Annotated in this window: 11 protein-coding genes; 3 read left to right on the top strand and 8 right to left on the bottom strand. The window is 72.6% G+C overall.

Features of this window, described 5'->3' with window-relative positions; genetic code table 11:
* Window positions 1-219: 219 nt before the first annotated feature.
* On the top strand, window positions 220-795 hold the full coding sequence (locus ABTX24_RS11170; protein ID WP_350839545.1) for a DUF5134 domain-containing protein: 576 nt from the start codon (window positions 220-222) through the stop codon (window positions 793-795).
* A 27-nt stretch (window positions 796-822) separates the two neighbouring features.
* Here ABTX24_RS11170 and ABTX24_RS11165 read toward each other — a convergent pair whose 3' ends face one another.
* From ABTX24_RS11165 to ABTX24_RS11130, 8 genes are all read right to left on the bottom strand, one after another.
* Complete coding sequence (locus ABTX24_RS11165; RefSeq protein ID WP_350839543.1) at window positions 823-2100, bottom strand: pyridoxal-phosphate dependent enzyme; 1278 nt, start codon at window positions 2098-2100, stop codon at window positions 823-825.
* A gap of 2 nt (window positions 2101-2102) precedes the next feature.
* On the bottom strand, window positions 2103-3482 hold the full coding sequence (locus ABTX24_RS11160; protein ID WP_350839542.1) for an alanine racemase: 1380 nt from the start codon (window positions 3480-3482) through the stop codon (window positions 2103-2105).
* Entirely contained in the window at window positions 3479-4696 is a 1218-nt protein-coding gene (locus tag ABTX24_RS11155) for a heavy-metal-associated domain-containing protein (RefSeq protein ID WP_350839541.1), read from the bottom strand. The genes ABTX24_RS11160 and ABTX24_RS11155 overlap by 4 nt, the downstream gene beginning before the upstream one ends.
* A gap of 3 nt (window positions 4697-4699) precedes the next feature.
* Window positions 4700-5884, bottom strand: coding sequence for an aminotransferase class V-fold PLP-dependent enzyme (locus ABTX24_RS11150; RefSeq protein WP_350839539.1), 1185 nt, complete (start codon window positions 5882-5884; stop codon window positions 4700-4702).
* Window positions 5885-5902: 18 nt separating this feature from the next.
* Window positions 5903-6127, bottom strand: coding sequence for a heavy-metal-associated domain-containing protein (locus tag ABTX24_RS11145; RefSeq protein ID WP_160023692.1), 225 nt, complete (start codon window positions 6125-6127; stop codon window positions 5903-5905).
* A 42-nt stretch (window positions 6128-6169) separates the two neighbouring features.
* Entirely contained in the window at window positions 6170-7219 is a 1050-nt protein-coding gene (locus tag ABTX24_RS11140) for a formylglycine-generating enzyme family protein (RefSeq protein WP_350839537.1), read from the bottom strand.
* A gap of 137 nt (window positions 7220-7356) precedes the next feature.
* Window positions 7357-8439 (bottom strand): threonine aldolase family protein, encoded by a 1083-nt coding sequence (locus tag ABTX24_RS11135; RefSeq protein WP_350839535.1) that lies wholly within the window; start codon window positions 8437-8439, stop codon window positions 7357-7359.
* 7 nt (window positions 8440-8446) lie between these two features.
* Window positions 8447-8593 carry a hypothetical protein gene (locus ABTX24_RS11130; protein ID WP_350839533.1) on the bottom strand — a complete coding sequence of 49 codons (147 nt, stop codon included), beginning with the start codon at window positions 8591-8593 and terminating at the stop codon, window positions 8447-8449.
* Between the two features lie 144 nt (window positions 8594-8737).
* Between ABTX24_RS11130 and ABTX24_RS11125 the strand changes: the two genes are divergently transcribed.
* Window positions 8738-9838 carry a flavin-containing monooxygenase gene (locus ABTX24_RS11125; RefSeq protein ID WP_350839532.1) on the top strand — a complete coding sequence of 367 codons (1101 nt, stop codon included), beginning with the start codon at window positions 8738-8740 and terminating at the stop codon, window positions 9836-9838.
* A gap of 32 nt (window positions 9839-9870) precedes the next feature.
* A complete protein-coding gene (locus ABTX24_RS11120; RefSeq protein ID WP_350839530.1) occupies window positions 9871-11493 on the top strand; it encodes a LuxR C-terminal-related transcriptional regulator in 1623 nt (540 codons plus the stop codon).
* Window positions 11494-11604: the final 111 nt, after the last annotated feature.

Genomic DNA, 11604 nt, shown 5'->3' with positions numbered 1-11604 from the left:
CCGGAGCCGGCTCGAGCGGCTGATGGAGGAGTCACTCCGGGTCTCACCGGCGCCAGGAAGCCACTCGCCCGCATGGCGCGCTAGCGTGACGCTGCACCGTTGGCACGCAGGTGCCAACTCGACCGACGTACCTGACGCCTCGGCCGGGGGTTTGCCGGTCCGCGGCACTGATCGCGGCAACCGGCCTCATCCGACGCGTGGGAACGGTACGTTGGAGGTGTGGTCGATCCTCCCTGGGACCTTCTGCTGACTGTGGCCTTCGTGCTCACGGGCACCGCGGGGATCTGGATTCTCGTGGTCTGCCCACCATCGGGCGGGGAGACCGTTCTCCACCTCAACCACGCCGCGATGAGTGCGGCGATGATTCTGATGATCTGGGTGATCGTCTCGGACGCTGCGGTCTGGGCACAGGTCGCGCTCTTCGCGGGGCTGACCCTGGCTCTGCTGCCGGCTCTGCGGGGCGCGAGCGACAGGGCCCGGCGGGCTGACGTGGTCGGACATCTCGCCCTCAACGCCGCGATGATCTGGATGCTCGCCGCGATGCCGCTGCTGATGGCTGACGTGGGCGGTCTCGAGGGTCATGCGGGCCACGGCAGCGCGGCGGCGATCGCACCGGCCGGGCACCCGCCCGGCTGGGCGATCGCGGTCAACTCGGGTTTTGTCGTGGTCTGCGCGGCCGGGGTGCTCTGGTGGCTGGTGCGGGCGACCTCGGTGCGCGAGCACCGCCTGCCGGCCCTCGGCCACGGGCTGATGGCTGCTGGGATGGGCACGATGCTCGTCCTGCTTCCCGCATGAGGGTCCGGCTGCGGCGTACGAACTGGGTCAGACACCCGCGAGCGGCCGGCCGCTGTCGCGCCAGCCGAGCACGCCGCCCTCGAGGTTGTAGGCCCGGCGACCGGTCGCGGCGGCCCGGGCGGCGAACCGTGCCGACCGGTCACCCGTCGGGCAGGCGAAGACCACACGGGACGCCTCGGAGAACGGCATCCCCGCCTCCAGGACCTGCTCGAGCAGGTCGTCGCGGAGGTTGATCGCCCCGGGGATGTGGCCGGCCTGGAACGCCAGGGCCGTGCGTACGTCCACGACGACCACATGCTCGCCCGCGGCGGTCCAGGCCTCGAGCTCCTCGGGGGCAGCCGAAGGCGCCTCATCGGCAGGAGCCGGTCCGGCAGCCCCGAACAGGTCAGGACGGCGGTGGCGGTAGTAGGAGAGGTACGGCTCCATCCGGTCGCACGCGATCACGACCGCGGTGACCGGGCCACCAGGCCCGGACAGGAGCCGCTCTCGGGCAGCGGCATAGGCGGCCCCGGTGGTGGGGCCGGCGAGCACACCGTGCCGGGTGGCGAGCTCGAGGCTGGCGGAGATCGCGTCGGCCGAGTCGACGGCGGCGATCGCGTCGTAGAAGCCGGGGTCGAAGAGACCGACCTCCCACATCTCCGCCGCCGAGCGGATGCCGGGGATGAAGTCACCTTCCGCGGCGACGACGCCGACCACGGCCGTCTCCGGGTTGCGCTCGCGCAGGTACGTCGCGGCCCCTCGGGTGGAGCCGGTGGTGCCGAGCCCGCCCACGAGCAGGTCGACCGGGCCGGCGTCGCGGTAGATCTCGCGACCGGTCTCCTCGTAGTGGGCTCGCAGGTTGTCCTCATTCGTGTACTGCGAGGTGTGGTGATAGCGGCCGGGCTCGCCCGCCATGAGGTCGCCGATCACCCCGAACACGTCGTTGGGCGCGGTCGGGTCCGGGCACTCCGAGAGTCCGGGCATCTCGGTCACCTCGGCGCCGAGCAGCGACAGCATCTCGCGGACCTCCCGCACCCGGACCCGGTTGGTGAAGGCCCGGAACCGGACGCCGTGCATCGAGGCGATGATCTGGAGCGCCTTCGCGGTGTTGCCGCTCGATGCCTCGAGGACGACCTGCTCGTCCTCGACGATCGATCCGATGTGGTCGCGCAGCAGCGCCCAGGCGACCCGGTCCTTGACGGAGCCGAACGGGTTCGCCGACTCCAGCTTCAGGAAGATCTCGGCCTCGGGCACACCGTGGGCTGCCGGATCGAGCCGCAGCAGCGGGGTGTCGCCGATCATGTCGAGCACGCTGTCGTATCGCATGGTCAGCTCCCGTGGTGGTCGTCGGCGACGAAGGTGAACCGTCCGCCCTCCAGGACCGCCGCGACCTTGGGCGGCGGCGGATGCCCGCCGGCGGAGGAGGCCGAGAGGTCCATCTGATAGGCAGCGGTGTTGACGAACGCGAGTACGTCGCCGCTGCTCGGCTCGGAATCCAGGAACACCTTGCGGCGGCTCACCAGGTCCGACTCCAGGCACAGCCGGCCGGCGAGGAAGACTCCCTCCGCCGGCGGCTCACCATGCGCATCGACGAGCACCGGGTCCAGCAGGACCTCCTGGTCGGCGGGGGTGACCTGGTTGCGGGAGAGGTCGAGCACGACCAGGTCACGCCCGGCAGCGCGCTTGCGGTAGAGGACCGAGGCCAGCGTGATCCCCGCATGGTCGACCAGGGCCTTGCCCGGTTCGATCCACAGCGTCAGCATGCACTCGCGCAGGACCTCGGCGACGGGGCGCCGCTCGATCTCTGCGGCCAGGAACCTCTCCAGGACGTCGGTGGCCGGGCGGTGGTTGCCGTACTTGTGCGCGACTGGTGCCCCGGCCACTGCGCCCGCTCGCCGGAGCCCGAGGTCGTGACCTGGCCACACCAGCTCCCCCGGTCCGGTGGCAACCGCCTGTGAATACCGCTGGAACGGCTCGGGGTCCTCGACGAACCGCTGGCGGAACCCGCCGCCGATGTCGATCACCGACGGCCGCAGACCCTTCCGGTGGGCGGCGGCCACGACCGCCATCGACTCGGTCAGCGCGTCCACCCGGGCGGCCGGGTCGGCCGTGTCGAGGTGAAACGCGACGCCGCGCAGGTCGAGGCCGGGGGCGCGGCGTACGGTCTCGAGGGCGGCGTCGGCGTCGGCGAGGTCGATGCCGAAGCGGGACTGGGGCACCGCCGGCGAGGCGAACCCGGAGAGCCGCAGCAGGACCGGGACGGTGCTGCCGGCCGGCGCGGCAGCGGCGAGCCGGTCGAGCTCCCAGAGGTCGTCGGCGTTGGCGGTGAGCCCCAGCGCGGCGATCCGGTCGATGAATGCCGGCGACTTCGGACCCGTCGCCTCGATCCGGTCCGGCGCGAACCCCGCGGCCAGGGCGCGGTCGAGCTCGGCCGCGGAGGCCACGTCCGCGCCGAGCCCGGCGATGGAGGCTCCGGCGAGGAGTGCGGCCGAAGCATTGACCTTGTGCGCGTAGAAGATGTCGTACGGCACGCCGTGACGCCGGAGCACGCTCGCAAGCGCCGTGGCGTTCTCGGCCATGACCTGGGGAAAGACCACGTGGAGCGGCGACCCGAACCGTTCGATCGCCTCGCCCACCGCAGCCGCGTTGTCGAGGAAGCGGGCGGCGATCGGGTGCCGCGCGGCGGGAAGCGGGTAGCGAACGCTCACCCGTCGGCCACCGTGTAGCCGGAGTCGCGCAGGTCGGCGAAGACCCGGTCGCGCTGACCGGCGTCGGTGAACCTGGCCCGCACCCGCTTCCCGTGCAGGTCCACCTCGATCAGCTCGGCCGCCTGGGCGTCGAAGACGGCGGTGATCGTCACCCGGCAGTGCCGGCAGGTCATGTCCGGGACCCCGAACTCCTGCTCCCCTGCCGCGAACGACCCCTCCCCCGCGGCCGGTCCGGGCGCCTCGGCGATCCGCACCGACTCGACCGCCGACCGGAACGCGCCGGTGAGCGCCTCGGCGACGGCCGCGAGGGGCTGGACGCGCTGCCCGTCGACCTGATGGGCCCGCTGCCCGAGGCAGACGGGCCGCTCCCCCGCCGGCAGCAGGGCGTACTGTCGCGAGATCTGGTCGAGCTCGACGTGGTAGCGCTGGATGGCGGCACGCACCCCGAGGCCCTCCTCGCGGGCCCGGTCCATGACATCGTGGGCGTCGGCGATGGTGCGGCGCTTCATCTCGGCGAGCAGCGCGACGGTCTCGGGGGTGTAGCGCAGCCGGCCGCCCGTGCCCTCCAGGCTCGCGGGGATCATGCCTCTGCGGTACGTGGAAGCCTGCAGCTCCCAGAACCAGGTCGAGGCCACCGTGCCGTAGAGCCCGGAGTCCAGCATCGCCTCGGCGAACTCGACCGGGTCCTCGATCCCGACCTGTCCGGCGAGCATGCCGTGCTGGACGAGCGCGCGGCCGGCGGCCTCGGCCCCGACGCGGAAGATCTCGGCGGGCTCCTGGTCGGTGGTGGTGTCGGCGAGGACGTCGAGCGCGTCGTCGCCGAGCGCGTCCGAACGTGCGGTGACAGGATCGGCGCCGGCGATCGCGTCAGCGACCGCGATCACGGCCTCCCTGGCAGCGATCGGCAGCACCGGGCCGAGCGGGCCCGGTCCGATGTGGCCGCTGTTCGCGATCCCGCGGGAGTCGCGCCAGGTGATGCGGTGGGTGGCACTGACCACCTGGTCGGGTCGGCACGGCCGCATGAAGGACTCCAGGTAGCGCCGCTGTCCGGTCGTCAGCGGTCCCCCGGGTTCCGGGCGGAGCGCCTCGACGCGGTAGTCCACCGACACCTCGGCCACCGCCGGGGCCGGGCCGGTCAGGAAGTCGGCACCTGCGACCTCGGCCAGGATGCGGGCGGCGGCGGCGCGGTCGTACCTGATCCCTTCGTTCTGCACGTGTCAGTCCCTTTCGGCAGCGGCGGCGAGGCCCTGCAGGAGTCGGTCGACGTCGTTCTTGTCGTTGTACAGGTGGAAGCTCACCCGGACCGCGTCCTCCCGCGGCCCGTCCAGACAGTGGTCGCCGGCGCGTACGTACACGCGGCGGCGTTCGAGGGCGAAGGCCACGTCGGCGCCCGCCTGGCCATCGACGGCGAAGGCGGCGATGCCGCTGTGCGGTCTGCTCGCGTCGACCGGCGGCCCGAGGAGGGTGACGCCGCCGATCCGGGAGGCACCGTCGGCGAACCGGGCGGCCAGGGCGGCCAGGTGGTCGCCGACGCGGTCGAGGCCGATGGTGTCCAGGAACGCGGTGGCGCTCGCGAGCCCGGCGGCGCCGGCCCCGTCGAGGCTGCCCTCCTCGGCGGCGTCGGTCAGCGGCGAGACGTGTCGCGCCGGCCCGCTCCGAGCGGCCGCCCGGTCGACCGCGATCCGATGATGCTGACCCCGGCGTACGTACACCGTGCCTGTGCCGGGAGGCCCGAACATCTTGTGGCCCGAGACGACGGCGAGCTCGGCCCGGGACTCGGCCAGACGCAGGGGCAGCCGCCCGGCGCTCTGGGAGCAGTCGAGACAGACCGTCGCTGCCGGCGGGATCGCCAGGGCGTCGAGGTCGGTCCGGGTGCCGTGGAGATTGTGGACGTCGGTGGCGACGACGACCGCGGTGCGGTCGCTCGCGGCACGGGCGAAGTCGTCGGGGTCGATGCGACCCAGGCGGTCGCGGCGGTACGCCACCGCCCGGACGCCCTGGTGCCGCATCCGCTCGGCGAGCCGGAGCCACGGCCGAACCGTCGAGAGGTGGTCGCCGGGGCAGTAGAGGATGTCGCCGCCGTTCGCCAGCGCCGCGGGTCCCCAGCGGTCGGCGAGGAACGCCATCGCGCCGGTGGCGCCGCGAGTGAAGGCGACCTCGTCCGGGAACGAGGCGCCGAGGAACGCGGCGACGGTGGCGCGGGCCTCCTCGAAGCGACGCAGCGCGTCCCGAGCCCACGGGTGTCCGCCCCTGCCGGGGTTGGCGGCAGGCCCGCGCAGCTCGGCGGTGAGCTGGGCGATGACCGGTTCGGGACAGGGGGTGCCGGACGCGGCGTCGAGGTAGACGAGATCAGGTTCGCTGGTGAGGGCCGGAAAGTGCTGACGGGAGCCGAGGCCGGGCACGGACGACTCCTCGGCCGGTCAGGGTTCGCGAGCGATCGTGAATCCGGCCTTGGCGAGCGTGGATCTGACGACCCTCGGTTCGAGCGGTCCGTCGGCGGTGACGCGGGCGCTGGACACAGCTCCCGGGTTCAGGTCGACCACGACCCCCTCGACGCCCTCCAGGCCACCGAGAGCGCTCGTCACGGTCTCGACACAGCGGTGACAGGTCATTCCATCGATGCGCACTTCGAACTGAACCGACATGAAACTGCCCTTCAGTAGGACTTCGGTGGTCGCCCAAAAATATCACCGAACGAGTGGCCGCGAGGTCGGTTCGCGTACGACGCAGCGGAACCCGACGTGAGACGTCGTGTCCCGCACGCCGTGCCCCTGGCGCGCTGCCGGCCGGTAGCGGCGGCAGTACTGCGGTGAGCACAGGTGCGACCCGCCCTTCGTCACCATCCGATCGGTCTCCTTGACCTGGTCGTCGCCGGTGCCGGGGCGTTGGCTGCCACCGCAGCAGGAGGGCGCAGCGACGTCGGCCCGCCGCGAGGACGCACCCGAGCCAGCCCGACCGTGAGGTGGGGCGATCAGGTCACGATGGTCGGGCGTCCAGGGGGTGCGGGTCCATTCCCACACGGTGCCGACCATGTCGTAGAGGCCATGCCCGTTCGGCGGGTATGAGGCGACCGGGCTGGTGCGGTCGTGGCCGCGCGGATCCTCGCTGCGCCACGGCCACTGTCCCTGCCAGGTGTTCGCCATCAGGCGCCCGCCTGGGGCGAGCTCGTCACCCCACGCGTAGTCAGCGCCGACGAGGCCACCGCGGGCCGCGTGCTCCCACTCGGCCTCCGTCGGAAGCTCCTTGCGCGCCCAGCGGGCGTACGCCACGGCGTCCTCCCAGCCGACGTGCACGACCGGGTGGTCCGGGATCTCGGTCCAGTCCGCCACCTGGCGTCCGGGCCGGCTCCCGACGTCTACTGCGGGGCCGTCGGGGTGGCGCCACTGGGCGCCGGGCTGCCAGCGCCACCATCGGGTCCAGTCGTGCAACGGGACCGGACCCGGCGCCTGGGTGAACACCTGCGATCCGGGCACCAGCAGCGCCGGGTCGGCACCCGGGAAGTCTGCGGGGTCGAGATCGCGCTCGGCGACGGTGACATGCCCGGTATCAGCCACGAAGGCCGCGAACTGCGTATTCGTCACCGGGTGCGGATCCCACCACACATCACCCACGGCGACCTCGACCACCGGGCGCTCCTCGGGGTAGAAGCGGTCGCTGCCCACCAGGTCCAGGCCGCCGGTGACGAGCACCTGCCCGGTCCTGGCGGTCGCTGAGGTCTCGACCTGATGGGAGCCCATCTCTCAAAATCCTCCGGTAGAAGCGTGGGGTGACGGGTTGTCGCGTTCGGCCCCGTCTGCATCGCGATGCGTCGAGCGTAGGAACCGGACGGCTCCCGGCACACCACCCGAGACGGGTGAGGCACCGGTCCTGGGCCTCAGTCCAGCAGCGCGGCGAGGTGGCCGGCGACGGTCGAAGGATCCAGGCCGAGGGCGCCCTGGCCGACCGTCATCTCGGTCACCATCCGACCCGGCTCCTCGGCCGCGGTCCAAGGTCTGCTGAACGCGAGCGACTGCTCCTCCATCTCGGCGAGGAGACGGGCGTTGACCTGGTCCGGGTCGCCGGCGGCGTACAGCAGGAAGGTGTTGGTGTGCGGCACGGGTGGCTGGACGGTGATGTACGACGGAAGCGCGGCGGCCAACGCCCTCCCCCAGATCACGCACTGGCCGATGTGCGGGAGCCGGTCCCGCAGGCCGACCAGCGCGGCGACCGCCTCGGCGGTCGACCGGTAGAGGGTGCCACCCATCCGGTGCCGCCACAGCCTGGCCTGCGCGACGAAGTCCTCATCGCCCAGCAGCGCCGCGCCGGCGAGCCCGCCGAGACCCTTGTAGAAGCTGGTGTAGACGGTGTCCGCGAGGCCGGCGATGTCCGCCAGCGGCTTGCCGAACCACTGCTGCGACTCCCAGATCCGGGCTCCGTCGAGATGGAACGCGATCCCGCGCTCACGGCAGGCCTCGGCCAGCTCCGCGAGCTCGTCGAAGGTCGGCAGCAGGCAGCCCGCGTCGCGCAACGGGATCTCGACCAGACACGCGGCCAGCGGCCCCGGGATGGCGTCCAGGTGAGCCTTCGTCGGAGTCGTACGCCCGGTGGTGAGGTGTTCGATCAGCAGGTCCTGGAGGATCCGCGGCCCGTCGTCCTCGTGGACGAGCAGGTGCGAGAGGTCGGGCATCGCGACCCGCCGGTTGCCCGCGTTGTCCGCGTGGATCCGCAGCGCCACCTGCTGCGCCATCACCCCTGAGGGGAAGTACGCCGCCGGCTTCCCGAGCAGCTCACCGACCTCGGCCTCCAGCCGTGCCACCGGCCCCCGCTCGGCGTAGACGTCCCACTCCTCGATCCCCAGCTCCCGGCAGGCCTCGGCCAGCCCGTCGAAGACCTCCGCCGGGCTCGCGTACGCCGGGAACACGCTCTCGCGGCAGGCGATCATCGCCGCCCGCAGCCGCTGCTCCAGGGGCTGCTCCATGGACTCCTCAGTCGCCGTCCCCACCGCCGTCGATCGCCTCTCCGCCACCTTCGGGGCCGTGCGGGATCCGGTCCTCGAGCTGGTAGGCGATCGTCTCCTCCAGCGGCACCGACGGCGGGAGCTTGCTGAAGTCTTCCGGGGGCTGGTTCGTCATCTCTCGAGTATCGCCCCAACTCGCCGCTCCGTGCTCGGAATTCCCGGCGGCCGCCCCATGGGTAGATCGACCCACTACCCACCGCAGGCGAATGCGCCGTACGACCGACGCGGAGCGGCGAGGTACGGACCTAGCGTCATCAGCATGGACACCACACACATCGAGACGCTCATCATCGGCGCCGGGCAGGCTGGCCTGGCGACCGGCTACCACCTACGACGGCGCGGCCGCCCGTTCGTGATCATCGACGCGAACGCGCGGGTCGGCGACAACTGGCGGCGCCAGTGGGACTCGCTCCGGCTCTACTCCCCTGCCAAGTACGACTCCCTGCCGGGCATGGCGTTCCCGGCGAAGAGATGGTCGTTCCCCGGAAAGGACGAGGTCGCCGACTATCTGGAGACGTACGCCCGCACCTTCGAGCTGCCGGTGCGGCTCGAGACCCGAGTCAGCGGACTCGAGCGCCACGGCGACGGCTTCGAGGTGACGACGGATCGGGGCACCTGGACCTGCGACAACGTCGTGGTCGCGACCGGCTCCTTCGGCCGTACGCCGAACGTCCCGGCCATCTCCGCACAGCTCGACCCGTCGATCCTGCAGCTGCACTCCAGCGAGTACCGCCGTCCCGGGCAGCTGCGCGAGGGCCCGGTGCTCGTCGTCGGCGCCAGCCATTCCGGCTGCGACATCGCCTTCGAGGTCGCCGAGTCCCGGCCGACGATCCTGGCCGGCCGAGACTGCGGCGAGATCCCGCCGCGCCTGGAGTCGCGGGTGATGCACCTGATCTTCCCCGTGCTGCTGTTCATGTGGCGGCACGTCATCACCCGGCGTACGCCGATCGGCCGCAAGGAGATGCCTGAGGTCCGGCGCCACGGCGGGCCGATGCTGCGGGTGAAGCGCTCGGACCTGGCCGACCGCGGCGTCGAGCGGGTCACCTCGAGGGTCGAGGAGGTCCGCGACGGGCTGCCCGTGGTCGACGGCGCTCCGCGCGAGGTCGCCAACGTCGTGTGGGCCACCGGCTTCCGGCAGGCCTTCGACTGGATCCACCTCCCGGTCCTCGACGAGGACGGCTGGCCGCGGGAGATGCGCGGCGTGGTGGCGGAGGCCGAGGGGCTGTTCTTCTGCGGCCTCAGCTTCCAGTACGCCTTCAGCTCGATGCTCCTGGCGGGCGCGGGGCGCGACGCTGCCCTGGTCGCCGACCGAGTCACGACTCGGATGCGCCGGGCCGCACCCCACTCGCTGGCCGCCTGATCCGAGTACGCTCTCCAGTGGAGGTGCCTGCCGTGGCCGACATCCAGCTGGAGAGCGCCCGCGCCGACTTCGTCCGCGGTGACTGGGGCGCGGCGTACGCAGCCTGGTCGGGAGCCGACCCGGAGGCGCTCTCGGCCGAGGAGCTCGAGGACTTCGCCGTCGCCGCCGAGCTCACCGGGCACCACGACGACACGGTCAGCGCCCTGCACCGCGCCTTCCGCAAGAGCCAGGACGCCGCCGACCTCGGCCGCTCGGTTCGCTGTGCTTTCCGGATCACGATGACCGCCCACGTGCACGGGGAGAGTGCCCTGGCCCGCGGCTGGACCTCACGGGCCGTGAGCCTGGTCGCCGATCTCGACGACGGTGTCGAGCTCGGCTGGGTCGACTTCCTGCGGATGTTCCGGGCGCTGAGCACCGGCGACTTCGCCATGGCGGGCGGCTTCGCCGACAAGGTCGCCGAGCGCGGCCGGCGCTACGGCGAACCGGACCTCACCGCTCTGGGGCTCTGCTCCCAGGGCCGGATGGCGCTCTACTCCGGCCGGGTCGCAGACGGCCTCGCCCTGCTCGACGAGTCCATGATCCGGGTGATCGCGGGCGAGGCCTCCCCGGTCGTGGCCGGGCACGTCTACTGCACCGCGATCGAGGGCTGCCAGGAGATCAGCGACTTCGGCCGGGTGGCGGAGTGGACCGCGGCCCTCGAACGCTGGTGCGCCGCCCAGCCCGGGCTGCTGACGTTCACCGGCCAGTGCGCGGTCCACCGTGGCCAGCTGCTGCGGCTGCACGGCGAGTGGCAGCAGGCGCTGGAGGAGTTCGAGCACGCGACCCGCCGCTACCAGGAGGTGCACGCGCCGGACGCGGCCGGTCTGGCGGCGTACGAGGCCGGCGAGGTGCTCCGGCTGCGCGGTGAGTACACCGAGGCGGACGCCGCCTACGAGCGCGCCGCCGACCGCGGGTTCGACCCGCAGCCCGGGCTCGCGCTGCTCTGGTCTGCGCTCGGCCAGGGCGCGGCGGCGCTCGCCGCCACCGAGCGGCTGCTGGTGGAGACCGGTGGTCCCGTGCAGCGATGCCGGCTCCTGCCGGCCGCCGTCGACGTACTGCTCGGTGCGGGCGAGACCGACCGGGCCCGGCAGGTCGCGGACGAGCTCGACGGGCTCGCCGGACACTTCGGCTGCGTCTGGCTCGAGGCCGCCGCCGCGCACGCCCACGGCGCGGTCGAGCTCGCTGCGGGAGACCCCGCCGGTGCCCTCCCCTACCTGCGCAAGGCCCAGCAGCTGTGGGCGCGGGCCGAGGCGACCTACGAGCGGAGCCAGGCACGGCTGCTGACCGGGCGCGCGCTGGCCGGCGTCGGCGACACCGAGTCGTCCCGGCGCGAGCTCGAGGCGGCGCGTACGGTCTTCCGCCAGATCGGCGCCCGGCCCGCCGCCGACGAGGCCGACGGCCTGCTCGCCCCCGCGTCCCTGCCCGCCGGCCTCACCGCCCGCGAGGCCGAGGTCCTCCGCCTGGTCGCCTCCGGCCGCAGCAACGCCCAGATCGCCGCCGACCTGGTCCTCAGCGAGAAGACCGTCGCCCGTCATCTCTCCAACATCTTCACCAAGCTCGACGTCCGTTCGCGCACCGCCGCCACGGCCTTCGCCTTCGAGCACAGCCTGGTCTGAGCACGAGCGTTTCCGGCAGCCGGTGGCGACGGATTTCACCCAGACCGGATGAGGACGCCACGACCTGGCCCGTCGAGGATGACGGTGTGTAGGGAGAGGGAGGGTGGCCGC

The organism is Nocardioides sp. NPDC127514 (assembly GCF_040302125.1).
Classification (GTDB): domain Bacteria; phylum Actinomycetota; class Actinomycetes; order Propionibacteriales; family Nocardioidaceae; genus Nocardioides.
Note: the sequence above shows the minus strand (reverse complement) of the source record. Positions and strands in the feature narration are given on the sequence as shown.